Genomic DNA, 22,536 nt, shown 5'->3' with positions numbered 1-22,536 from the left:
GTTATGGCTAATAAAAATGGAGAAGCAAATTCGCATTTGTAGGAACAAATAATCAAAATGTTAGGGGCTGACGTAGATTGGCTCTAAATTCCACACCAATCCCGCAGAATTTTAAGCTATTGAGACGGTTTACCGAAGTTAAACCGGAATTCGCATCCTTCCAAGAATAGCGGGAAAGATTTTCGGTCAATTCCGTTGTATTTACGTAAAACCCGCTTTGCCTGATTCCAAAAGTTCTCGATACCGTTGATGTGGTTCTGACGGTCTGCAAACTCCTTGGAATGGTTGATACGGTAATGGATAAAACCGCTCACGCCCAACTTGTCGTAACTGCTTGATACCAGCCGCCCTTGAATACTGAAAACGGAAGATTCAAGATAAAAGCTGAGACCGGTTGGGTATCTTGCTGGTGTTTTAAGCCAGGAATATACTGTTTTATCAGGAAAATTCTGTTTTTGATAAATTGTCAGCGCGTCATAACATCACGGCGGTTTTCGTAAAAACCATGTAAACAAACGGCGCATTTTTGCCCAATATAAAGGATATTGATAAAATGACCCGTCCCTGCCGATGGCAGCAGCAGATTCCTCTGCCGCCAAAAGGTCGTCTGAACGGCATCATCAATATAGGTATCTCATGAATAAGAACACTCAATACGGCAAAGGCCTTTTCGGCTTTTTCTTCGGCCTCATCCTCGCCACCGGCGTGATCGGGGGCATCCTGTATTTTCTGAATCAAGACACCCCGAACGCCTTCAAAGGCGCGACCGAGCCTCAAAAACAGCAAACCGAGCCTGAAATCCTCAAGCCGCAGGAAAAATCCAAACCTGAGTCCAAGCCCGCAACTGAAGAGCAGCCTGTCGTCGTTCCCGTAGAGAAAGAGCGTCCGGCAGAAGAAGCCAAGCCCGAACAGAAACGCAGCGAAGCCGACGACGATGCGTCAGCCAAAGAAAAAGAACGCGCAGACAAAGAAGCGAAAGAAAAGGCAGATAAAGCCAAAGCCGAGAAAGAACGCGCGGACAAAGAAAAAGCGGAAAAAGAGCGTGCCGTCCATGAAGCGGAAGACGAAGCCCGCGAAGCAGAAAAAGCCCTGCGCGAAGCTGAAAAAGAAGACAAAGAATCTGCCGAACGCGAGTTGAGACAAAAACTCGCCGAGAAAAAGGCAGAGCTTGCGAAAAAACGCGCAGAAAAAGAAAAAGCCGACAAAGAAGCCGCCGATAAAGCCAAAAAGGCAGCCGAGTTGACGGACAAACAAAAAGCGCGCGCCGAGCGCAAACTCGCCGAGAAAAAAGCGGCTGAGAAGAAAGCCTCCGAAGCCAAGAAAACCGAAACGGCCAAAACCAACAAGCCGACCCCCGAGCAAATCCTGAACAGCGGCAGCATCGAAAAAGCCCGTCAGGAAGCAAATAAAGGCGCGGCGAAAGAAGTGAAGAAAGCCGAAGCAGAAAAACAAACCGCTAAAGCCGGCAACGCCAAAGCCGAAGCCAAAACTGCGGAAGGCGGTAAGAAAGTCATCCTGCAAATGGGTTCGTACGCCGACCGCAACAGCGCCGACGCGCAACGTGCCAAACTCGCCATGCTGGGCATTTCGTCCAAAGTGGTCGAACGCACCAACGGCGACAAAACCGTTTATCGCGTACAAAGCAACAGCATGTCGTCTGAAGCCGCAAAAAACGTTCAGAAAGACTTGCAAAAACACAATATCAACAGCCTGATGCGTTCGGCTCAATAAGGAGGCAGCAATGAAACGGACAAGCAAACCGGTAGCCGTCCTCCTCAGCCTTGCGCTTGCCTTTTCCGCAAGCGCGCAGGCTGCGGTCGAAGGTGTGGATTACACGGTTTTGAACAAACCGATTCCACAACGAGACGCATCCAAAATCGAAGTTTTGGAATTTTTCGGCTATTTCTGCATACATTGCCAAAACTTTGATCCCGTCTTGCTGTCATACAGCAAAACTTTTCCGAAAGACGTTTACCTGCGTACCGAACACGTCGTCTGGATGCCTGAAATGCTGGGCTTGGCGCGGGTTGCCGCGGCGGTTAACGCTTCGGGTTTGAAGTATCAGGCAAACCCCGCTATTTTCAAAGCCGTACACGAACAGAAAATCAATTTGGCGGATACCGCCACTTTCAAAAGCTGGGCGGCGGCACAAAAAAGCTTTGACAGCAAAAAACTGATTGCCGCATACGACGCACCCGCCAGCCTCGCAGCCGCTAAAAAAATGCAAAGCCTGACCGAGACTTACCGTATCGAAGGCACGCCGGACGTCATCGTCGGAGGCAAGTATCGGGTCATATTCAGCAGCGATTGGGCGAATGGGCAGAAAATCATAGGCGAGCTGATTAACAAAGTCCGCCAAGAGCGTTCCGGCAAAGCCGCGCGCTGACGGAATTTAGCCAGACAGTTTCGGAATGACCGCAAAAGATAAGGCGGTTTCCGAACTGTCTGTTTGTTTTGGGCGGCGTAAAATCCATAAAAATGATACTGCTGAGGGATGGGGTAAACACCGCCATACCGCAGCAGTTTTCCGATTCTGATACCGCTTCATCCTGAAATCCAGACGGGCAAACGTCGTCTGAAAACCAAAAAAGAAAGCAATATGGACATTTTTACTCTATTAAAGGCCCTGCTTATGGGCATTGTGGAAGGCTTGACGGAATTTCTGCCGATTTCAAGTACCGGCCACTTGATTGTATTAGGCGACTTGCTCAATTTCCACAGCAACGGCAAAGTATTTGAAATCGCCATCCAACTGGGCGCGGTGCTTGCCGTGATTTTTGAATACCGTCAACGTTTTACCTCCGTTTTATCCGGACTGGGCAAAGACCGCACCGCCAACCGCTTCGTGTTGAACCTTGCCGTCGCGTTCGTGCCAGCGGCAGTCGTAGGTTTGCTGTTTAGCAAACAAATTAAATTATATCTGTTTAACCCGATTACCGTCGCCACCATGTTGGTATTGGGCGGATTCTTTATTTTATGGGTCGAAAAACGCCAAAGCACAATCAAACCGAAAGTCAAAAGTGTGGACGAAATGCGCCCGATCGACGCGCTTGTGGTCGGCTGCGCCCAAATCTGCGCGCTGGTGCCGGGGACTTCGCGTTCGGGCAGTACGATTATGGGCGGTATGCTGTGGGGCATCGAGCGCAAAGCTGCGACCGAATTTTCTTTCTTCCTCGCCGTGCCGATGATGATTGCCGCCACCGGCTATGACGTATTGAAACACTACAAACTCTTTACTTTGCAGGATGTCGGCCTGATTGCCGTCGGTTTCATCGCTGCCTTCTTGGCAGGCCTCTTGGCGATTAAATCGCTATTGAAATTCGTGTCCAGCAAAAACTATGTTCCGTTTGCCTATTACCGCATCGTCTTCGGCGGATTGATTCTGCTGACTTGGGCGATGGGCTGGGTCAAATGGGCAGCATGATGAGACCTTTGCAAAAAAGCCCTTCTCCCCGACAACCGAAACCCAAACACAGGTTTTCGGCTGTTTTCGGCTGTTTCCGCCCCTAATTGCTCCTGATTTTACCCCAATACCCCCTAATCCTCCCCGGATACCCCATAATCAGGCATCCGGGCCGCCTTTTAGGCGGCAACAGGCACACTTAGCCTGTTAGCCGCTTTCAACAGGTTTAAACACATCGCCTTCAGATGGCTTTGTGCACTCACTTTAATCAGTCCGAAATAGGCTGCCCGGGCGTAGCGGAATTTACGGTGCAGCGTCCCAAAGCTTTGTTCGACCACATAACGGGTCTTCGACAAATATCGGTTGCGTTTGGTTTGCGCTTCCGTCAGCGGACGGTTGCGGCAGGCTTTGCGCATAATGCCGTCTAACAACCGATGCTCTTTCAGATGTTGCCGGTTTTCCTTACTGTCGTAGCCTTTGTCGGCATAGACGGTCGTACCTTCGGCAATGCCTTCCAACAAAGGGGATAGATGGTTGCACTCATGGGTATTGGCAGGAGTGATGTGCAGTTTCTCGATATAGCCTTCCTCATCGGTACGGGTATGTTGTTTGTAACCGAGTTTGTAGAGGCCGTTTTTCTTTGTCCAACGGGCATCTTTGTCCTTACTCGGTGTGGTTTGGCCGCTGACTTGTCCTTCCTCGTCAACTTCTATGGCCTGACGCTGTTTGCTGCCGGCAGTCTGAATAATGGTGGCATCAATGACGGCGGCGGATGCCTTCTCTAATTTTAGGTTTTTTTCGGCCAGTTGTCGGTTAATCAGTTCCAGCAATTCGGACAGGGTGTCGTCTTGCGCCAGCCAGTTGCGGTAGCGGCATAAGGTGCTGTAATCGGGGATGCTCAGTTCGTCAAAACGGCAAAACAGGTTGAAATCGATGCGGGTGATGAGGCTGTGTTCGAGTTCGGGATCGGAGAGGCTGTGCCATTGTCCGAGCAGGACGGCTTTGAACATGGACAACAGGGGATAGGCGGGACGGCCGCGGTAGTCTCTAAGGTAACGGGTTCTTTGACGATTCAGGTACTGTTTGATCGGCTGCCAATCAATCACCTGATCCAACTTCAATAGTGGGAAGCGGTCGATGTGTTTGGCAATCATGGCTTGTGCGGTTTGTTGGAAGAAGGTGCTCATGGGAAATCCCCTAAATGTCTTGGTGGGAATTTAGGGGATTTTGGGGAATTTTGCAAAGGTCTCATGATGTTGAAGCAGGGATAAGCTTTAGATAAAACAAAGGTCGTCTGAAAACCTTATCTGGAAGGTTTCAGACGACCTTTTTCAGTATGGCGGGCTCTAATTCATCCAACCGCCCGCCCCTACTTCCCTAACCTGCGTGCAACACAAATATTGTCGGGCGTTTTTTCAAATTCGGCAGCGTTTTCGATTTCCGCCAAGCGGCAACGGTTTGGCTGATGATTTCCTGTGTCGGCAAAGTCAGGTCGGTTGCGGTGCAGAGGCGGGTTTCAGGGTGCAGGGTTTCCAGTGCGTCGGCGAGCAGTGCATCGTTGCGGTAAGGCGTTTCGATGAAAAGCTGGGTTTCGTTTTGCTGGCGCGAACGCTGTTCTAAACCCTTCAAAGCGGCAATACGCTCGCTTTTCTCGGACGGCAGATAGCCTTTGAACGCAAAATTCTGCCCGTTCGCCCCTGACGCCATCAACGCGAGCAACAGGCTGGACGGACCAACCAGCGGACGGACTTCATAGCCGTGTCGGTGCGCCAATGCCGCCAAATTCGCGCCGGGATCGGCAACCGCAGGACAACCCGCTTCGCTGAGGATGCCCATGCTGCGCCCTTCCTGCAAAGGTTTCAGAAGTTCGGGCAGAGTTTTCAAATCGGTGTGTTCATTGAGGGTTTGCAGGTTCAGCTCGCGGATGGGGGTCGTAACGCCCAAATGTTTCAAATGGGCGCGGGCGGTTTTCTCGGCTTCGACGACGAAATCGGTCAAACCGGTAATCTGCGCCTGTTCGTGCGGCAGCAGGCAAGGCGTATCGGGCGCGCCCAAAGGGGTGGGAATCAGGTAAAGAATCGGGGACATGATGGTGTTTCCTATACGGAGGGTCGTCTGAAACCGTCAGACAACTGTTTTCAGACGACCTAAATGATTTCTACGCCTTCGTTTTTTAAAAACTCGACCAGTTTGAAGATGGGCAAACCGATAAGCGCGTTCGGGTCGCTGCTGTCTATGCGCTCCAGCAACGCCGCGCCCAAGCCCTCGCTCTTCGCCGCACCCGCGCAGTAAACCGCGTCCGGTTCACGCGCCAGATAGCGCTCAATCTGCCCGTCTGTCAGCGCACGCATCACGACCGACGTGTTATCGACCTGACGCTGAATGCGTCCCGAAGCAGTATTCAAAAGCACGATTGCGCTGTAAAATTCAATCTTTCTGCCGCTCAAATCCCGAAGCATTTGTTGTGCATTTGCGACGTTCATCGGTTTGCCCAACTGGCGGTCATTGCACCACGCCACTTGGTCCGCTCCGATCACCAACGCGGCAGGAAATCGAGCCGCCAGCGAACGCGCCTTCCCTTCCGCCAAACGCAAGGCAGTATCCGCCGCGTTTTCACCCGCAGCAGGCGTTTCGTCGAAATCAGGCGCGGCAGTTTGAAAATCAATGCCCAAACGTTCGAGCTGCGCGCGGCGGAACACCGAACCCGAACCCAATATCAAAGGCAGTTTTGCACTCATATTTTGCTTAAAAATATTGACGTTAGACTGTCGAAATTATATCATACCCCGTTTATGTCAGACCCTAATTTGATTGACCCAGAAGTTTTCGCCTCCGAAAAGCAGACCCTGCAAGGCAGCTTCCTGCTTGAGGAATTGGACGAACGAGTCCGTTCGCACGATTATCCGGCCGACAAACAAACCAAAGTGTCGTTTACGCTGAGCGGCGGACGCGACCGACTGCAGCGTTTGTTTCTCGATTTGAACGTCAAAGCCGATATGCCGCTGATTTGCCAGCGATGTATCCGCCCCATGCCGTTTACGCTCGACGAAACCAGCCGTATTGTTTTGTTCGCCAACGAAGAGGACTTGGATGAAGCAATGCTTGCCGACGAAGAGTTGGAAGGCATGCCGATTGAGAAAGAACTCGACGTACGCGGGTTGGTGGAAGACCAAATCCTAATGTCGCTCCCCTTCTCCCCGCGCCACGAAAACTGCGACAATGCCGCGCTGGAACAAGTCAATCAGGACAAACCCAACCCTTTTGCTGTTTTAGCAGGTTTGAAAAGCAGTTAATCAGGACACAGTTTTATTTATCTAGGAGCTTGAAATGGCCGTTCAACAAAACAAAAAATCCCCTTCCAAACGCGGTATGCACCGCTCTCACGACGCTTTGACCGCGCCTTCTCTGTCTGTTGACAGCGTAACCGGCGAAGTACACCGCCCGCACCACATTTCCCCCAACGGTATGTACCGCGGCCGTAAAGTAGTGAAAGCCAAAGGCGAATAATCTTATTCGACTGACTGAAAAAGCCAGAATATTGCCATGCAATGCTGGCTTTTTTACATTACATCCGAACTGCCCGGCTTCATGTCTGCCCATGCTTCAGAATGCGGCACAAAATCCTTGCAGTTCAAACTGATACACCCCATTGAATCGGGAATCGCCATGAAACAGAAAATCTGGTACACCTACGACGACATCCACCGCGTTATCAAAGCGTTGGCGGAAAAAATCCAAAACTCCGGCGTCAAATACGATGCCATGATCGCCATCGGCGGCGGCGGCTTCATCCCCGCCCGTATGCTGCGCTGCTTTCTGGAAATCCCGATTTACGCCGTAACCACCGCCTATTACGACAGCGACAACGAAGGACAGGTGACGGAAGAAGTCAAAAAAGTCCAATGGCTCGACCCCGTGCCTGACGCGTTGAAAGGCAAGAATGTGCTCGTAGTCGATGAAGTCGACGACAGCCGCGTGACCATGGAATTCTGCCTGACCGAGTTGCAAAAAGAAGATTTCGGCACCATCGGTGTTGCCGTCCTGCACGAAAAAATCAAAGCCAAAGTCGGCAAAATCCCCGAAGGCATCCCCTACTTCAGCGGCCTTACCGTAGAAGACTGGTGGATCAACTACCCTTGGGACGCACTCGACATCGACGAACACAACCACCTTGCCGCCGAAGGCAAAAAATAAGCCCGCGACGGAGAAGCCCGCCTTCTCCCGAAACGGCAAAAGCAAAATCCGTAGAACACCGACAAAACGAGATTTTGCCTCTTTTCAGCGTATCTTCATAAAACGCATTAGAATGTGGAACGCAACCCTTCAATCCGAAGCCCCCGACCACACATACACCCCTTTTCAGACGACCCCGTGCTGCGTATCGCAAAAAGGTCGTCTGAAACCGACTGTGAAGCCGAACAAACCCACAGAGGCAGCCGACACCGCCCCTCTTCCGCTTCACAGCACAAACCGGAGAACAACATGATTACATTGGCCGTAGATGCCATGGGCGGCGACTCAGGTCTCCCAGTTACCGTCCCCGGTGCCCTTGCCTTTTTGAAACAGCAGCAAGACGTACACCTCATTATGGTCGGCGACGAATCCGCCGTCCGCCAAGCCCTCTCCGCAGCCAACGCACCGATGGAGCGCATTACCGTGCTCCACGCCTCCGAAGTCGTCGGCATGGATGAAGCCCCTCAGCTTGCCCTGAAAAATAAAAAAGACTCCTCCATGCGCATTGCCATCAACCAAGTCAAAGAAGGCAACGCGCAAGCCGCCGTATCCGCCGGCAACACCGGCGCGCTCATGGCGACCGCCCGCTTCGTCCTCAAAACCATTCCCGGCATCGACCGCCCCGCCATCGCCAAGTTCCTGCCCTCAGACAGCGAACACCTGACCCTCGCCCTCGATTTGGGCGCAAACGTCGACTGCTCGCCCGAGCAGCTCGTACAGTTCGCCATCATCGGTAATGAACTCTTCCAAGCCCTCTACCCGCAAAAAGGCAGCCCGCGTGTCGGTCTGCTTAACGTCGGCACCGAAGACATCAAGGGCACGGACACCGTCAAACAAACCTTCAAACTGCTCAAAAGCAGCAAACTGAATTTCATCGGCAACATCGAAAGCAACGGCGTTCTATATGGCGAAGCCGACGTTATCGTCGCAGACGGCTTCGTCGGCAACATCATGCTCAAAACCATCGAAGGCGCGGTCAAATTCATGAGCGGAGCCATCCGTCAGGAATTCCAACGCAACCTGTTCAACAAAATGGCCGCCGTCGCCGCCCTCCCCGCCCTGAAAGGCTTGAAAAGCAAACTGGACCCCCGCAAATTCAACGGCGCCATCCTGCTCGGTCTGCGCGGTATCGTCATCAAAAGCCACGGCGGTACAGACGATGTCGGCTTCAGCTACGCCTTAGAAGAAGCCTACCACGAAGCAAAATCTGCCAGCCTGTCGAAAATCGAACAAGGTGTCGCGGCACAACTTGCCGCATTGGAGGCAATCAAAGGACAAGAAGAGGCTGCTTCTGATACGGCAGAATAACGCCATTGAACGACAAAATATAAAAACGTCGTCTGAAAAATTTTCAGACGACGTTTTTTTGAAAAATCATATGCCGGCATTGAGTTGATGATTTTTAGAACAAACTTGCCAAACTATATGCTGTCCAGCAAACCAAAACTTGTGGCACAAGCTTTATCGGCAAATTATGCCGAAAACTTTAAAAGCTTTTTCCATAACATTTGAAAGCAAAGTCCATGCTGCATCACCTTCGTCATTTCCACACAGACAAAAGTCTATATTTCAGTCTTTCAAGAATATTTAAATATTTCCAAGATTTCTAATCTTTAGGTTTCCACTTGCACGAAAATAGTAGAGCCAATCTCGAAAACGAAATAAGTTCGCTATATAAATCGGTTACCTAGCTCCCCCACCCCGCAACCGCAAACCTGAAACAATCAAAAAGGTCGTCTGAAAACGTTGGGCAAAGCTGCTTGTCCGTTTTCAGACGACCTTTGTTTACGGCTATATATTATTCACCCAAGAGCGCAATATCCGCTACCGCGTTCATCTGTTCTGCCAAACGGTTCAGCAAATTCAGGCGGTTTTGTTTTACGGCGGGGTCTTCCGCCATCACCATTACGCCGTCGAAGAAGGCATCGACTTGCGGTTTGACGGAAGCCAGTTCGGACAAGGCCGTCTGAAAATTGCCTTCGGCAACGGCGGCGGCGATTTTCGGCTGCAAGTCTTGTGCGGCAGCATACAGGGCTTTTTCTTCGTCTTGTTGCAGCAGGCTTTCATCGACTTCGCCCAACTCGGCATCGGCTTTTTTCAGCAGGTTTTGCACGCGTTTGTTGGCGGCAGCGAGCGCGGCGGCTTCGGGCAGTTGTTTGAAAGCGGCAACGGCTTGCAGTTTGGCGGTCAAATCGTCTAAGCGGCGCGGCTGTTTGGCAAGTACGGCGGCAACAATGTCTTGTGGATAGTCGTTTTGCAACAACACGGCAAGGCGCGCCTGCATGAAGTCGGCGGTTTCAGACGGCGTTTTCTCGTTGAGCAAACCTTTGGGGAAGCTGTCGAAGGTCGTCTGAATCAGCTCGTTTACGTCCAAACCATACTGCATCAGCATCCGCAAAATACCCAAGGCGGCGCGGCGCAGGGCGTAGGGGTCTTTGTCGCCGGTCGGAATCAGGCCGATGCCCCAAATGCCGACCAGGGTTTCCAGCTTGTCGGCCAGTGCAACGGCAGTGGCGACTTTGCCGTTCGGCAGGTTGTCGCCGGCAAAACGCGGCTGATAGTGCTGCTCGACGGCTTCGGCGATTTCTTCGGTTTCGCCGTCCAAGCGGGCGTAGTATTTGCCCATCGTGCCTTGCAGTTCGGGGAACTCGCCGACCATTTCGGTCACCAAGTCGGCTTTTGCCAGACGTGCGGCGCGTTCGGCTGCGTCAGCATCCGCGCCTAAAGCCTTGGCGATGTGGGCGGCAATACTTTGCAGGCGTTCGATGCGCTCGGCTTGCGAGCCGATTTTGTTGTGATAAACCACGTTTGCCAACTTGGGCAGGCGGCTTTCCAAAGTCGCTTTTTGGTCTTGCTTGTAGAAGAACTCGGCATCAGACAGGCGCGCGCGCAAGACGCGTTCGTTGCCTTGGATGATGTGCGACGGGTCTTCGGTTTGCAGGTTGGAGACCAGCAGGAAGCGGTTCATCAATTTGCCGTTTTGGTCGAGCAGCGGGAAGTATTTTTGGTTTTGCTGCATGGTCAGAATCAGGCATTCCTGTGGCACGGCGAGGAAATGTTCTTCAAAACCGGCTTCCAAAACAACGGGGTATTCGACCAGCGCGGTAACTTCGTCCAACAATGCTTCATCGGCGGCTACGGTGGCTTTCAGACGACCTGCCTGTTCGTTCAAGGCCGTCTGAATCGCGGCTTTGCGCTCGGCAAACGAAGCGACGACTTTGCCTTGCTCGCGCATTTGTGTGGCGTAGCTGTCGGCGTTTGTAATAGTGATTTCGCCGTTGGACAGGAAGCGGTGTCCCAAGGTTTGATTGCCGCTTTGCAGGCCCAAGACGCTGACGTCCACGATGTCGCCGCCGTGCAGCACAATCAGCCCGTGAACGGGACGCACGAAGGTAAACGTGCTGCTGCCCCAACGCATCACTTTGGGAATCGGCAGTTTCTTAACCGCTTGATTGATAATGTCTTCCAAAAGTTCTCCCAACGGTTTGCCGGTTTGGACGTATTCGTAGGCGTACGCATCCTGCTTGCCGTCGTGGATGATGATCAAGTCTTCGATTTTCGCCCCCGCACCGCGTGCAAAACCTTCCAAAGCCTTGGTCGGCGCACCGTCTTTCATGGCATTCGCTACGGCAGGGCCTTTTTTCACGATTTTCTGATCGGCTTGAACGGCTTTCACGTTTTTAACTTGAACGGCCAAACGGCGCGGCGAGGCGTAGGCGGTATATTCGGCTGCGCCGTCAATCAGTTGCGCTTTTTCCAAGCCTTCGGCAACAGAAGCGGCGAAGTGGTTGCCTAGATTATTCAGGGCTTTAGGGGGGAGTTCTTCGGTAAGGAGTTCGATTAAAAGGGTTTGGGTTGTCATGTGAGACTTTCTGTTTGTCCGTAGGCCCTGCTTATAAATCCTGCATATGCCGTACGGCCTGTATTAATGGATACGCAATAAAGGTCGTCTGAAAACCTGTTTCAGACGATGTATCGTTATTTTTTAATCAACGGGAAGCCCAGTTTCTCGCGGCTTTCAACGTATTTCTGCGCTACGGTGCGGCTCAGCGCGCGGATGCGGCCGATGTAGGTGGCGCGTTCGGTAACGGAAATGGCGCCGCGTGCGTCTAAGAGGTTGAAGGTGTGTCCGGCTTTGAGGACCAGCTCGTAGGCGGGCAGGGCGAGGCTGGCGTTTTCTTCGGCGAGCAGGCGTTTGGCTTGCGCTTCGTAGTCGTTGAACTGACGCAGCAGCCAGTCGGCATCGCTGTATTCGAAGTTGTAGGTGGATTGTTCGACTTCGTTTTGGTGATACACGTCGCCGTAGGTGACGGTGTTGCCGTCGAGCGTTTTTGCCCAAACGAGGTCATAGACGTTTTCCACGCCTTGCAGATACATCGCCAAGCGTTCGATGCCGTAGGTGATTTCGCCGAGTACGGGGGTGCAGTCAATGCCGCCAACTTGTTGGAAGTAGGTGAACTGGGTCACTTCCATGCCGTTGAGCCAGACTTCCCAGCCCAAGCCCCATGCACCGAGGGTGGGGTTTTCCCAGTCGTCTTCGACGAAGCGGATGTCGTGGATTTTGGGGTCGATGCCCAATTCGCGCAGGGAATCGAGATAAAGGTCTTGGATATTGGCGGGCGCGGGTTTGAGCGCGACTTGGAATTGGTAATAGTGTTGCAGGCGGTTGGGGTTGTCGCCGTAGCGACCGTCTTTGGGGCGGCGGCTGGGTTGGACGTAGGCGGCAAACCAAGGCTCGGGGCCGAGCGCGCGCAGGCAGGTGGCGGGGTGGGAAGTACCGGCGCCGACTTCCATGTCGAAAGGTTGGATAACGGTGCAGCCTTTGTCTGCCCAGAATGTTTGCAGTTTGAAGATGATTTGTTGGAAGGTGAGCATGGCTTATGGTTCGAATTGGGATAAAAGGGGGATTTTACTGTTTTGACGGTGTTTTGGGTAGGTGTACAGGCAGATGGAATGGTGGGGCGGCGGTGTGATTTGACTGTCAATAAATGCGGAAACATGCCACAATGCCGTTATCCTGTTGTCTGTTTTAATCTGTTTTGATTGAATTTGAGGAGTCGCCCATGACCCCGATTTTGGCTTTCGATATTGAAACCGTACCTGATGTGAACGGCATCCGCCTGTTGTACGACCTGCCTGCTTCTTTGCCGGACGACGAGGTGGTCTTGTTCGCCCAGCAGAAACGCCGCGCCCAAAACGGCTCTGACTTTATGCAGCACCACCTGCACCAAGTGGTCGCCATTTCCTGCTGTATGCGTTGGGGGCAGGACAAAATCCATGTCGGCACCATAGGCGAAATGCACGACAGCGAAGAGGAAATGATCGCCAAGTTTTTCGACCTTATCGAAAGCCATACGCCGCAATTGGTCAGTTGGAACGGCGGCGGCTTCGACCTGCCCGTCCTGCATTACCGCGCGCTGATACACGGCATTGCGGCGGCACGTTATTGGGATATGGGCGAGGGCGATTTCGGCGACAGCCGTGATTTCAAGTGGAACAACTACATCAGCCGCTACCACAACCGCCATTGCGACCTGATGGATCTGCTCGCCCTGTACCAACCGCGTGCCAATGTGCCGCTGGACGATATGGCGAAACTTTGCGGCTTCCCTGGCAAACTGGGCATGGACGGCAGCAAAGTTTGGGAGGCGTTCCACGCAGGTCGTCTGAAAGACATCCGCGATTATTGCGAAACCGATGCGGCAAACACTTATTTAATGTTCTTGCGCTTCCGCCTGATGAGCGGCGCTTTGGACGCGGACGAGTATGAAGTGGAAGTCAAACGGCTGAAGCATTACCTGACCGGACAGGCTCAGGACAAGCAGCATTGGAACGAGTTTGTCGCCGCGTGGCGTTAAACGTCAGGCTTGGAAAGTCTATCGTTCCTACCAATCATAAAGGTCGTCTGAAAAGCATAATCCGGTATGGATTTCTGTTTTTCAGACGACCTTAAACAAAATTAGAACCTACAATGGTTTAACTTCAAACCAAAACAACGTTACCTCACCTTAACTCAAAGAGAACACGATTTACTAAGGTTCGAAAGCACAAGGTAATCAACTGCAGACTCTCTATACAGCCGACCACTTCTCTACCCTATCCTGCTTTAAAGTGAAATCTCTATAAGATGTCGCCTGAGGCCCAATAGCAGCCCTCTCCACGTTCGTTTCTTACACATAAAAAATACCGGCAAAAGCCGGTATTTTTAAAATTTGGCGCGGCGGACGGGGCTCGAACCCGCGACCCCCGGCGTGACAGGCCGGTACTCTAACCAACTGAGCTACCACCGCGCATCATTGTTTTGCAACAATGAAAGGAAACTTGGTGGGTGATGACGGAGTCGAACCGCCGACATTCTGCTTGTAAGGCAGACGCTCTACCAACTGAGCTAATCACCCGAAAATAAAAAATACCGACGATGTCAGTATTTTTGAAATTTGGCGCGGCGGACGGGGCTCGAACCCGCGACCCCCGGCGTGACAGGCCGGTACTCTAACCAACTGAGCTACCACCGCGCATCATTGTTTTGCAACAATGAAAGGAAACTTGGTGGGTGATGACGGAGTCGAACCGCCGACATTCTGCTTGTAAGGCAGACGCTCTACCAACTGAGCTAATCACCCTTGTCGCTGTATTTGCGAAGACGCTATTAAATCAAAAAAGCATCCGCCGCGCAAGCTTTATTTTTCAGTGTATCAGGTATTTCCTTGCAAACTCCAGTTTTCAAAAGAAATAATTTCCTCCTGTCTGCCTGCGACGACCAAAATATCATTCGGTTGAAGCTGGAAATCCAAGTCGGGGTTTTCTATCCTGCTTGTGTTTCGGCGGATAAATAGAAGTTTGATGCCGGCGTTATCCAAAGGCAAATCACGGATGGTCTTGCCGATGGCGTAGGCTTCGCCGGTCAGGGGGAAGGCGTGGCGGCATATGGATTTGCCTTCTTCACCGAATCCGTTTTCATCATCGCTGCCGACAAACAAGCCTTCCAGAGAGGCGTAGCGGCTGTGTCGGATGTTGGTAATGGTTTGATAAACGTGGCTGTATGTCGCGCCATTGCCCAACATGGCGTAGCTTGCCAGCACTAAGCTAGTTTCTTTGGTATCGGATACTGCTTCTTCTGCGCCCATATCCGTGAAGATTTTAACGTAATCGTCATTGGTTGCCCGAACATACACGGGCATGCTCGGATGCAGTGACATGATATTGTCGAGAACATGTTGGGTTTCGTGCATATTGTTCAGGGTAATGACCACCATTTTGGCGCGTTCCAAACCTGCGGCTTCCAAGACTTCCCGCCGCTTGGCATCGCCGAACGAAACCGGCTCGCCCGCATTGCGTGCCACCTGAACCCTGCCAATATCAAGATCGAGGGCGAAGTAGGGGATGTTTTCCTGAGCCAAGACGCGTCCGACGGTCTGACCGCCACGTCCGAAACCGATAATCAGGACGTGGTCGGATTTGCTCATGGTTTCTACCAACATACTGTGCAAATCCAATGCTTTCATGTCCCAGCTTGATTTGACAAAACGGCTGACGATAGCATCGCTGCCGCCCAAGATAAATGGGGCGATAATCATAGACAACAGAATTGCTGCCGTAGCTGCCTGCTCCAGCTCGGGCGACACCATATTGATTTTGCTGGAGATATTCAACATCACAAAACCAAATTCGCCGCCTTGTGCCAGATACAGCGCAGTTTTCAGGCTGTCGGCAACGGGGTTTTTCATGCGGAATGCGATGATGAACACGACCAATGCTTTCAAAACCAGCAAAATCGCCAGCAAAATCAAAATTTGCTGCCAGCCGCCGATTAAAGCCTGGATATCCAGCTTCATACCGACGGTGATAAAAAAGAAGCCGAGCAGGATGTCGCGGAACGGACGGATGTCGTCTTCCACTTGGAAACGGTATTCCGTTTCCGAAAGCAGCATACCGGCAACGAATGCGCCCAATGCCATCGACAAGCCTTCAAGTTCGGTCAGATAAGCTACGCCCAAGGTTACCAGCAGGACGTTGATCATAAACAATTCAGACGACTTGCGTTTGGCGACCAGTCTGAACCAGCGCGACATTACTTTGCTGCCGACGACGAATAACACGCCCAGCGTAACCAGCATTTTCAATCCGGCAAAACCGAGCGCTGCCCACAGACTGCCTTCATCGCCCTTTCCTGACAACGCGGGAATCAGGATCATCAGCGGCACGACGGCAATATCCTGCATCAACAAGACGCCCATCGCCATTTGACCGTGCGGCTGTCCCAATTCGGTTTTCTCGGACAGGATGCGGCTGACGATTGCCGTGGACGACATGGTCATCGCCCCGGCTGCGGCAAACGCCCAATTAAAGCTGACGCCCATCAACATCAAAATGCCGATAATCGACAACATGGTCACAATGACCTGCAAACCGCCCAGCCCGAACACTAAGCGGCGCATGGCTTTGAGCTTGGGCAGAGAGAATTCGAGACCGATGCTGAACATCAGGAATACGATACCGATTTCACCCAAATAATCAGTGGCATGACCTTGCGGAATCAGCTTCAACATACCCGGACCGGCAATAAAGCCAACCAAAAGATAACCGAGCATGGAAGGAATGTTGAATTTACGGCAATAAATTACCGTAATGACGGAAACGAGGAGGACGATAACGATGGGGGCGAGGGAAAAAGTTTCGTGCATAGAGCGGGCGGCCTTGATGTTTGTTGGGAAATGACTGTTTTATTTATGACAGGCCGTCCGAGCGGACGCGGAATAACATTCCGGCATTGTCGGGACGGAGCAGAGGTATTGTATCAAAAAACCTTGTAAAATAATGTTCCTACGCAATAAATAATACCGAATAAATGAATATTTCGGATATTTTTTGTTCCAGACGACTTGCCAAATAGACTTTTATTCTCTCAATAAAATAAAAACATTAATAGGACATCCTCCATGCCCCCTACCCCTTGTCCATGTTCTTCTTCCCTACCCTACGCTGAATGCTGCCACCCCTTCCATACTCATCAATCTCATCCGCAAACTGCCGAAAAATTGATGCGCTCAAGATACAGTGCCTATGTGTTACATAATATTGATTATATTGTTGCCACCACAGTTCCCTCCCAGCAAAATCTGCTGAATCAAGAAGAAATACAGCAATGGAGCCGAGGAACCCTTTGGCTGGGATTAGAAGTAATCCACCATACCCTCATCGGCAAACGCCACGCGCAAGTTGAATTTAATGCCCATTTTCAAGATGGAGCTGAAACGGCATATCATCATGAACTATCTACATTCGTCAATATTGACGGATACTGGTACTTTATTGATCCAACCGCTCCACTCCCGACAATGAAGCAAGCCTGCATCTGCGGTTCAGGAAAAAAATTCAAGGCATGCTGCAGACAATTTTTCAAATAAGGCAGAATCAAAATCACAAAGGTCGTCTGAAAAACATATTTCAGACGACCTTTTCATCTTCATAAGGCAACATAAAAAACTTAGATAAAAAAAACCATTCATACCAAGGGAGAAGTATGAATGGCCAATACATTGCGGGAAAACGTCTTACTTGCTGCACCGCCCAAAAGGGATAAAAGAGCGGTGTGTGTCAGCATTTTGCATTATACAATGCATTAGTATTAAATGCTGTTAAGAAGTGAAATTTTTTGAATAAATTGCTCAGAATATAAGATAAGCGTTAGTTTATTTGGATAAACGGTACATTTTCTATTATTCATATTAGTTAATTTACAACACTTCATTAAATGTAGCTTCATGAAATTAAAATTCACAGCAGCATCCCAAACATTCCTATTACATACCTGCATCTTAAAAACAGGCATCTCCTACTTATTGAAATCCATTTTTTGGAGAGGGTTTCATTATTCTTTTAATAGTTTCAATACTTAGATGTCACGAGCTTCACACAAAAAAGCCCTGCATTGCAGGGCTTTTTGAGATTCCAAAAACGAATTAACGTTTGGAGAATTGTTTTGCGCGGCGTGCTTTGCGCAGACCTGGTTTTTTACGTTCAACTTCACGGGCATCACGAGTCACGAAACCGGCTTGAGACAAGGCAGGTTTCAGCGCAGCGTCGAAGTCGATCAGAGCGCGGGTAATGCCGTGACGGATAGCGCCGGATTGACCGGTTTCACCGCCGCCGATAACGTTGACTTTGATGTCGAACGCTTCAGCGTTTTCAGTCAGGACCAAAGGTTGGCGAACAACCATGCGGCTGGTTTCGCGGGCGAAGAATTCATCAACGGGACGACCGTTTACGATGATTTGGCCGGTACCTTTAGTCAGGAATACACGAGCCACTGAACTTTTGCGGCGGCCTGTGCCGTAGTAGTATTTACCGTTCATGTCGTGTCCTTATTTCAATTCCAAAACTTTGGGTTGTTGTGCGGCATGGGCGTGCTCTGCACCAGCGTACACTTTCAGTTTTTTGATCATTGCGTAACCCAATGGACCCTTAGGCAACATGCCTTTTACAGCTTGTTCCAAAGCGCGGCCCGGGAATTGCTCTTGCATTTCGCGGAAAGTACGCTCGTAGATACCGCCGGGGAAACCGGAGTGACGGAAGTATTTTTTGTCTTCGAATTTGGCACCGGTTACACGCAGTTTGTCCGCGTTGATGACAATGATGTAGTCGCCGGTGTCAACGTGGGGAGTGTATTCAGGTTTGTGCTTGCCACGCAGACGGTGTGCGACTTCGGCTGCAACGCGACCCAAGACTTTGTCTTGGGCGTCGATAACGAACCATTCGCGCTTCACCTCGTGGGGTTTCGCTGAAAAGGTTTTCATAGTGGAAATCCAGATAGATATAGAAAGTTGTGAATTTTAAAGATGGGATTGGCTTTTGTCAATCGGATTGGGGTCGTCTGAAAGTGTTTTTTCTATGATGGCGTTTTTATGCATTGGGAAATGTTGTTTTTAAGCTGGAAAACATTACTGATAATTCAAAATATCGGGATGTGTTTTTTGATTTTAAGTTTGGTTTTTCAGACGACGTCGAAGCCGATGATAAATGAAAGCCATGCCGCAATCGGGCATGGCTTGATATGGGAATCCCCGCGAGAGCCGTTTTGGCTGAATCCGCTTGAACCTTGTTGACAAGGCGGTCACCTCGGGCAGTTTCGGGTGCATCTAAGGATAGACGCTCGCGCCCACTGCAACTCCCGGCAACCTTAAGCGAACTTATTGGTTCAAAGGAATATATGCCTTCGCGGACACCGCAGGGAAAAAGAAAAATCAGTTTTGTTCCAACCGCGCCAAAGCTTTTTGGCAAGCGTTGTTCATGTCGGTTATTTTACGCTCAAATTCACCTATTGCCAAATCGTCTTTGAGTGTGATTTTAAGGAGGTCGTGGACAACGTTGAGTGCGGTCATAATGGCGATTTTATCGCTGCCGACAATGCGTCCGCTCTCTTTGATGGCGGCACTTTTTTTGTTGAGCATATCAACGGCTTGGAGCAGGGTATCTTTTTCTTCACTCGGCGTGTTGATGGTGAAATTGACATTCATGATGTCGAGGCTGACTTGTTCGATACTCATGGCGTGTCCTTATGATTGCGTTTCTTGCGGCAGGCGGGAAATGAGCCGGCGGATTTTTTCTGCAGTCTGCTCTAATGCGCTGCGGTATTGTTCTTTTTCGGCGGTAAGGTTGTCGATTTTGCCTTGTAGGTCTTCTTTGAGTTTGCCGACTTGTACGAGCAGCGCTTCGCTCAATTCATCAACGGCAGCTTCGTGTTCGCGCTTTTGTTGTTCATGCTCGAGCTTGAGGCGGTCGATTTCTTCGTTAAGGCGGCGGTTTTCACCAACAAGGGTTTCAAATTTTTGGGCCAGCTGGTAAACGCTGACTTCCAAGGTGTCGAGTGATTGATTCATGTATAGGCTTCCGTATTGCCGCATGGTGGCAGGCGGTCAGGATATTAGGATGATGATGCAGGGATGTCAATCGCTGCCGAATGTTGAGGTCGTCTGAAACTTTTTGGCTTGATGTTTTCAGACGACCTTTGCCGTTCGGTCTTACTCAAAGCGCGCGCTGCGCTCCATGAGTCTTTCTGCAACTTGCTGCGGGGTCATTTCCTTGCGGATGAGTTGCAGCAGGGTTTGGGTAATGGGCATATCGATTTGGTATTTCACAGCGGTGTTAAACACTTCTTCGATGGTGCTGACACCTTCGGAAACATGGCCGATTTCCACCAATACTTGATGCAGTTCTTTTCCTTCTGCCAAACCCAAACCGACACGGCGGTTTCGCGAAAGCGCGCCGGTACAGGTCAGGATAAGGTCACCGATGCCGGCAAGCCCCATCATGGTTTTGGGCTGCGCACCCATAGCCATGGCAAGACGGGTAATTTCGGCGAGACCGCGCGTCACCAGCGCCGCACGCGCATTGAGCCCGTATTCGAGACCGTCGGAAAGACCGGTAGCAATTGCCATAACGTTTTTGACGGCACCGCCGACAGCCACGCCGATAACGTCCGTGCTGCCGTAAAGGCGCATTACGTTGGTGTTGAGTTGCGGCACCAATTCTTCAATCCATTCCTGATTTTCTGAGGCGACAACCACAGCGCAAGGCAGTTGTTTGGCGAGTTCTTGGGCAAAGCTCGGACCTGACAGCACGCCGATTTTTTTGTTCTCAGGCAATACTTCTTTCAATACTTGGAAGGTCAACAGCCCTGTGTCTTGTTCAAAGCCTTTGCAGGCAGCAAGGACGGGAATATGGTCGGCATTGTGTTGTTTGAGGAGTTCCGCGCTGCTTCTTAAACCTGCGACAGAAGTTACGACAAGGACGAGCCCGCTGTCTTTGAGTGCATCACCCAAATCAGCGTAAACGGTTAAGGATTCAGGGAAAGGGAAACCGGGCAGGCCGTGTTTGTTTTCACGTTCTGCCTGCAATGTACGGACTTGTTCGGGATTGCGTGTCCAAAGGGCGACTTCGTTGCCGTGGCTGGCAAAGTGCAGGGCAAGGGCTGTACCCCAAGAACCTGCGCCGATGACGGTAATTTTCATTGTGTGTCTTCCAACGGTAAATTGTCGTTTAATTTAAACCAATCGGCTTGGCAGTGCAAGCGATAGAGGCCTATTCAACATGAAAACCGCATGAAAACGCAGAAGCTATCACATATATTGCTTATCTCTATTGAAAATCCAATATTGATTTACCGCAAAGGGCAAACCACGCCCGCTGTTTATACTTCGCGGACAAAAAAGCCGGACATATCAAACGGACGCAAACAAAGCGGAATGCCATTCCCTATTTTCGCCCGCCATTCATCACGGCAATCAACGGAAACGGTGCTTACTCATAATAATATCCACTACAAAAAGGAACACGCCATGAACCACCGCAACACCCGACTGCTCCTGTCGCTTGCTGTTTTATCCGCATTAGCCGCCTGTGGCGGACAGGAAAGCAAGGAACAAAAACCTGCTTCCGCACCGACCGAGGCCTCTGCCGTTCAGACGACCCCTGACGCTGCTTCAACCGCCTCAGCAGCGTCCCAAGCCGCCGTTGACAGCAATGCTTCACCTGAAGACCAAGAGCTGCTCAAACGCGCACAAGGCATCTTCAAACCGCTGCCGAGTGCCGAAGAAATGCAGAAACTGCGCCCGTTTACCGAAGAACAGGTCAAACTCGGCCATCAATTATGGTATGAGCCGCGCCTCTCCAAAGGCAACACCGTAAGCTGCAACTCCTGCCACAACCTTGCCACCGCAGGCGTGGACAACCTGCCGACCAGCCAAGGCCATAAAGGACAGTTCGGCGGACGCAACTCCCCGACCGCTTTAAACGCCGCCTTGCTCGGCATGCAGTTCTGGGACGGCCGTGCGGCTGACGTTGAAGAACAAGCCGGCGGACCATTGGTCAACCCTGTGGAAATGGCAAACGACTCGCAAGAAGCAGCCGCTGCCAAAATCGCCAAAATCCCCGAATATCAAGAACTGTTTAAAACCGCCTTCCCCGAAGACGGTGCAGTTTCCTTCAAAAACATCACCACCGCACTGGGCGCATTCGAACGCACCCTGTTGACGCCGACCAAATGGGACGACTACCTCAAAGGCAACGTCAACGCCCTGAGCGAGCAAGAGCGCAAGGGCGTGCGCGCCTTTATGGACAACGGCTGTATTGCCTGCCACAGCGGCGTCAACCTCGGCGGCGCAACCTTCCAAAAATTCGGTTTGGTTGAAGGCCCGTACTGGAAATTCATCGAAGATCCGAAACACGACAAAGGCCGTGCTGACGTAACCAAAAAAGCCGAGGACGAATTCTTCTTCCGCGTCCCCGGCTTGCGTAACGTCGCCAAAACTTATCCATATTTCCACAACGGCAGCGTTTGGGAATTGGACAAAGCCGTTACCATCATGGGTAAAGCGCAACTGGGCAAAGACTTATCGAAAGAAGACACCGACAACATCGTTGCCTTCCTGAAAACACTGTCCGGCAATGTTTCCGACTCCGCCCGCACCATGCCCGAACTGCCTTTGTCTGCACCGATGGAATCCCATCCGAACAATAAATAAGCCGTAGATTTAGAGTAACGGAACCCGTTATCCTAAATTTGTGCCATACCAAACGTCGTCTGAAAAGCAAAACAACTTTTTCAGACGACGTTTCGATTTATGGAAACGCAATATAGCTAGCCCCCCGATATTCAAGCCATTCATTCCTTAAAATACCGATGTCAGCCCTGTTAAGATTTCCAATAAACCCCAATCGTGGTTTATAATCCCATTCTAACGAAACAGGGGTGCTGCCTGATCATCAGGCGGCTGAGAAATACCCTTTACACCCGATCGGGATAATACCTGCGTGGGGAGTTTTCACGGATTCTGTCTTTCAGACGACCTTTTTTGATATGAGGTCGTCTGAAAAAGCAAAACGCTCCTGTTTCTTCTTTT

General features: G+C 51.0%; 22 protein-coding genes, 4 tRNA genes, 1 other RNA gene, 3 pseudogenes and 1 riboswitch. Of the genes and pseudogenes, 12 read left to right on the top strand and 18 right to left on the bottom strand.

Translation table 11 applies throughout. The features are described from left to right. Positions 1-116: 116 nt before the first annotated feature. Positions 117-335 (bottom strand): annotated as a pseudogene (locus tag NM96_13565) (IS1595 family transposase). Between the two features lie 301 nt (positions 336-636). On the opposite strand from NM96_13565, the gene NM96_13560 reads away from it, so the two are divergent. Both NM96_13560 and NM96_13555 read left to right on the top strand, forming a co-directional pair. Next, complete coding sequence (locus NM96_13560; protein ID AVR80193.1) at positions 637-1,731, top strand: cell division protein FtsN; 1,095 nt, start codon at positions 637-639, stop codon at positions 1,729-1,731. 10 nt (positions 1,732-1,741) lie between these two features. After that, entirely contained in the window at positions 1,742-2,386 is a 645-nt protein-coding gene (locus NM96_13555) for a disulfide bond formation protein DsbA (protein AVR80192.1), read from the top strand. Positions 2,387-2,392: 6 nt separating this feature from the next. On the opposite strand, the pseudogene NM96_13550 reads toward NM96_13555, so the two are convergent. Next, positions 2,393-2,607, bottom strand: a pseudogene (locus NM96_13550) (MazF family toxin-antitoxin system). On the opposite strand from NM96_13550, the gene NM96_13545 reads away from it, so the two are divergent. Both NM96_13545 and NM96_13540 read left to right on the top strand, forming a co-directional pair. Continuing rightward, entirely contained in the window at positions 2,600-3,424 is an 825-nt protein-coding gene (locus tag NM96_13545; GenBank protein AVR80191.1) for an undecaprenyl-diphosphatase, read from the top strand. The pseudogene NM96_13550 and the gene NM96_13545 sit on opposite strands and share 8 nt — an antisense overlap. A 3-nt stretch (positions 3,425-3,427) precedes the next feature. Beyond that, positions 3,428-3,539, top strand: a pseudogene (locus tag NM96_13540) (filamentous hemagglutinin). A gap of 43 nt (positions 3,540-3,582) precedes the next feature. Here NM96_13540 and NM96_13535 read toward each other — a convergent pair. The 3 genes from NM96_13535 to maf form a co-directional block, all read right to left on the bottom strand. Further along, positions 3,583-4,590, bottom strand: a complete 1,008-nt coding sequence (locus NM96_13535) for an IS5/IS1182 family transposase (GenBank protein ID AVR80190.1) — start codon at positions 4,588-4,590, stop codon at positions 3,583-3,585. 190 nt (positions 4,591-4,780) lie between these two features. Then, entirely contained in the window at positions 4,781-5,491 is a 711-nt protein-coding gene (locus tag NM96_13530; GenBank protein AVR80189.1) for a tetrapyrrole methylase, read from the bottom strand. 59 nt (positions 5,492-5,550) lie between these two features. Further along, positions 5,551-6,141 carry a septum formation protein Maf gene (maf, locus tag NM96_13525; protein AVR80188.1) on the bottom strand — a complete coding sequence of 197 codons (591 nt, stop codon included), beginning with the start codon at positions 6,139-6,141 and terminating at the stop codon, positions 5,551-5,553. A gap of 54 nt (positions 6,142-6,195) precedes the next feature. Between maf and NM96_13520 the strand changes: the two genes are divergently transcribed. The 5 genes from NM96_13520 (at position 6,196) to NM96_13500 (ending at position 8,944) form a co-directional block, all read left to right on the top strand. Beyond that, complete coding sequence (locus tag NM96_13520) at positions 6,196-6,696, top strand: hypothetical protein (protein ID AVR80187.1); 501 nt, start codon at positions 6,196-6,198, stop codon at positions 6,694-6,696. A 34-nt stretch (positions 6,697-6,730) separates the two neighbouring features. Further along, positions 6,731-6,910, top strand: coding sequence for a 50S ribosomal protein L32 (locus tag NM96_13515; protein AVR80186.1), 180 nt, complete (start codon positions 6,731-6,733; stop codon positions 6,908-6,910). Between the two features lie 159 nt (positions 6,911-7,069). Then, positions 7,070-7,597 (top strand): phosphoribosyltransferase, encoded by a 528-nt coding sequence (locus tag NM96_13510; GenBank protein ID AVR80357.1) that lies wholly within the window; start codon positions 7,070-7,072, stop codon positions 7,595-7,597. A gap of 112 nt (positions 7,598-7,709) precedes the next feature. Continuing rightward, on the top strand, positions 7,710-7,889 hold the full coding sequence (locus NM96_13505; protein AVR80185.1) for a hypothetical protein: 180 nt from the start codon (positions 7,710-7,712) through the stop codon (positions 7,887-7,889). After that, complete coding sequence (locus NM96_13500) at positions 7,886-8,944, top strand: phosphate acyltransferase PlsX (GenBank protein AVR80184.1); 1,059 nt, start codon at positions 7,886-7,888, stop codon at positions 8,942-8,944. The genes NM96_13505 and NM96_13500 overlap by 4 nt, the downstream gene beginning before the upstream one ends. A gap of 490 nt (positions 8,945-9,434) precedes the next feature. Here NM96_13500 and NM96_13495 read toward each other — a convergent pair whose 3' ends face one another. Both NM96_13495 and glyQ read right to left on the bottom strand, forming a co-directional pair. Then, positions 9,435-11,498: a glycine--tRNA ligase subunit beta gene (locus NM96_13495; protein AVR80183.1), complete on the bottom strand. Its 2,064-nt coding sequence runs from the start codon at positions 11,496-11,498 to the stop codon at positions 9,435-9,437. A gap of 116 nt (positions 11,499-11,614) precedes the next feature. Continuing rightward, positions 11,615-12,511 (bottom strand): glycine--tRNA ligase subunit alpha, encoded by an 897-nt coding sequence (gene glyQ / locus NM96_13490; GenBank protein AVR80182.1) that lies wholly within the window; start codon positions 12,509-12,511, stop codon positions 11,615-11,617. Positions 12,512-12,699: 188 nt separating this feature from the next. Here glyQ and NM96_13485 point away from each other — a divergent pair, with 188 nt between their 5' ends. Continuing rightward, positions 12,700-13,494 carry a 3'-5' exonuclease gene (locus NM96_13485; protein ID AVR80181.1) on the top strand — a complete coding sequence of 265 codons (795 nt, stop codon included), beginning with the start codon at positions 12,700-12,702 and terminating at the stop codon, positions 13,492-13,494. A gap of 355 nt (positions 13,495-13,849) precedes the next feature. Here the strand turns inward: NM96_13485 and NM96_13480 are convergent. The 5 genes from NM96_13480 to NM96_13460 form a co-directional block, all read right to left on the bottom strand. Further along, positions 13,850-13,926: transfer RNA gene (locus NM96_13480), tRNA-Asp, on the bottom strand. Between the two features lie 32 nt (positions 13,927-13,958). Further along, positions 13,959-14,034, bottom strand: a tRNA-Val gene (locus NM96_13475). A 40-nt stretch (positions 14,035-14,074) separates the two neighbouring features. After that, positions 14,075-14,151: transfer RNA gene (locus tag NM96_13470), tRNA-Asp, on the bottom strand. A 32-nt stretch (positions 14,152-14,183) separates the two neighbouring features. Next, positions 14,184-14,259 (bottom strand) — tRNA-Val (locus tag NM96_13465). Positions 14,260-14,331: 72 nt separating this feature from the next. Further along, positions 14,332-16,320 (bottom strand): potassium transporter, encoded by a 1,989-nt coding sequence (locus tag NM96_13460; GenBank protein ID AVR80180.1) that lies wholly within the window; start codon positions 16,318-16,320, stop codon positions 14,332-14,334. A 255-nt stretch (positions 16,321-16,575) separates the two neighbouring features. Here NM96_13460 and NM96_13455 point away from each other — a divergent pair, with 255 nt between their 5' ends. After that, on the top strand, positions 16,576-17,043 hold the full coding sequence (locus NM96_13455) for a hypothetical protein (GenBank protein ID AVR80179.1): 468 nt from the start codon (positions 16,576-16,578) through the stop codon (positions 17,041-17,043). A gap of 555 nt (positions 17,044-17,598) precedes the next feature. On the opposite strand, the gene NM96_13450 is transcribed toward NM96_13455, so the two are convergent. The 6 genes from NM96_13450 to NM96_13425 form a co-directional block, all read right to left on the bottom strand. Further along, complete coding sequence (locus NM96_13450) at positions 17,599-17,991, bottom strand: 30S ribosomal protein S9 (GenBank protein ID AVR80178.1); 393 nt, start codon at positions 17,989-17,991, stop codon at positions 17,599-17,601. 9 nt (positions 17,992-18,000) lie between these two features. Then, a complete protein-coding gene (locus tag NM96_13445) occupies positions 18,001-18,432 on the bottom strand; it encodes a 50S ribosomal protein L13 (GenBank protein ID AVR80177.1) in 432 nt (143 codons plus the stop codon). Positions 18,433-18,692: 260 nt separating this feature from the next. Beyond that, positions 18,693-18,872, bottom strand: a non-coding RNA gene (ssrS, locus tag NM96_13440) — 6S RNA. Positions 18,873-18,879: 7 nt separating this feature from the next. Then, a complete protein-coding gene (locus NM96_13435; GenBank protein AVR80176.1) occupies positions 18,880-19,182 on the bottom strand; it encodes a cell division protein ZapA in 303 nt (100 codons plus the stop codon). Between the two features lie 9 nt (positions 19,183-19,191). Then, positions 19,192-19,515, bottom strand: a complete 324-nt coding sequence (locus NM96_13430) for a hypothetical protein (protein ID AVR80175.1) — start codon at positions 19,513-19,515, stop codon at positions 19,192-19,194. 141 nt (positions 19,516-19,656) lie between these two features. Beyond that, positions 19,657-20,646 (bottom strand): glycerol-3-phosphate dehydrogenase, encoded by a 990-nt coding sequence (locus tag NM96_13425; GenBank protein AVR80174.1) that lies wholly within the window; start codon positions 20,644-20,646, stop codon positions 19,657-19,659. 327 nt (positions 20,647-20,973) lie between these two features. Here NM96_13425 and NM96_13420 point away from each other — a divergent pair, with 327 nt between their 5' ends. Next, positions 20,974-22,158: a cytochrome-c peroxidase gene (locus tag NM96_13420; protein ID AVR80173.1), complete on the top strand. Its 1,185-nt coding sequence runs from the start codon at positions 20,974-20,976 to the stop codon at positions 22,156-22,158. 213 nt (positions 22,159-22,371) lie between these two features. Next, positions 22,372-22,471, top strand: a riboswitch (TPP riboswitch). Positions 22,472-22,536: the final 65 nt, after the last annotated feature.

Source organism: Neisseria mucosa (genome assembly GCA_003028315.1).
GTDB lineage: Bacteria > Pseudomonadota > Gammaproteobacteria > Burkholderiales > Neisseriaceae > Neisseria > Neisseria mucosa.
This window is presented reverse-complemented; position numbering and strand designations above follow the sequence as displayed.

Coding starts and splice junctions, on each gene's coding strand:
- NM96_13560 (AVR80193.1), top strand. CDS start 637: ATGAATAAGAACACTCAATACGGCAAAGGCCTTTTCGGCTTTTTCTTC.
- NM96_13555 (AVR80192.1), top strand. CDS start 1,742: ATGAAACGGACAAGCAAACCGGTAGCCGTCCTCCTCAGCCTTGCGCTT.
- NM96_13545 (AVR80191.1), top strand. CDS start 2,600: ATGGACATTTTTACTCTATTAAAGGCCCTGCTTATGGGCATTGTGGAA.
- NM96_13535 (AVR80190.1), bottom strand. CDS start 4,590: ATGAGCACCTTCTTCCAACAAACCGCACAAGCCATGATTGCCAAACAC.
- NM96_13530 (AVR80189.1), bottom strand. CDS start 5,491: ATGTCCCCGATTCTTTACCTGATTCCCACCCCTTTGGGCGCGCCCGAT.
- maf (AVR80188.1), bottom strand. CDS start 6,141: ATGAGTGCAAAACTGCCTTTGATATTGGGTTCGGGTTCGGTGTTCCGC.
- NM96_13520 (AVR80187.1), top strand. CDS start 6,196: ATGTCAGACCCTAATTTGATTGACCCAGAAGTTTTCGCCTCCGAAAAG.
- NM96_13515 (AVR80186.1), top strand. CDS start 6,731: ATGGCCGTTCAACAAAACAAAAAATCCCCTTCCAAACGCGGTATGCAC.
- NM96_13510 (AVR80357.1), top strand. CDS start 7,070: ATGAAACAGAAAATCTGGTACACCTACGACGACATCCACCGCGTTATC.
- NM96_13505 (AVR80185.1), top strand. CDS start 7,710: ATGTGGAACGCAACCCTTCAATCCGAAGCCCCCGACCACACATACACC.
- NM96_13500 (AVR80184.1), top strand. CDS start 7,886: ATGATTACATTGGCCGTAGATGCCATGGGCGGCGACTCAGGTCTCCCA.
- NM96_13495 (AVR80183.1), bottom strand. CDS start 11,498: ATGACAACCCAAACCCTTTTAATCGAACTCCTTACCGAAGAACTCCCC.
- glyQ (AVR80182.1), bottom strand. CDS start 12,511: ATGCTCACCTTCCAACAAATCATCTTCAAACTGCAAACATTCTGGGCA.
- NM96_13485 (AVR80181.1), top strand. CDS start 12,700: ATGACCCCGATTTTGGCTTTCGATATTGAAACCGTACCTGATGTGAAC.
- NM96_13460 (AVR80180.1), bottom strand. CDS start 16,320: ATGCACGAAACTTTTTCCCTCGCCCCCATCGTTATCGTCCTCCTCGTT.
- NM96_13455 (AVR80179.1), top strand. CDS start 16,576: ATGCCCCCTACCCCTTGTCCATGTTCTTCTTCCCTACCCTACGCTGAA.
- NM96_13450 (AVR80178.1), bottom strand. CDS start 17,991: ATGAACGGTAAATACTACTACGGCACAGGCCGCCGCAAAAGTTCAGTG.
- NM96_13445 (AVR80177.1), bottom strand. CDS start 18,432: ATGAAAACCTTTTCAGCGAAACCCCACGAGGTGAAGCGCGAATGGTTC.
- NM96_13435 (AVR80176.1), bottom strand. CDS start 19,182: ATGAGTATCGAACAAGTCAGCCTCGACATCATGAATGTCAATTTCACC.
- NM96_13430 (AVR80175.1), bottom strand. CDS start 19,515: ATGAATCAATCACTCGACACCTTGGAAGTCAGCGTTTACCAGCTGGCC.
- NM96_13425 (AVR80174.1), bottom strand. CDS start 20,646: ATGAAAATTACCGTCATCGGCGCAGGTTCTTGGGGTACAGCCCTTGCC.
- NM96_13420 (AVR80173.1), top strand. CDS start 20,974: ATGAACCACCGCAACACCCGACTGCTCCTGTCGCTTGCTGTTTTATCC.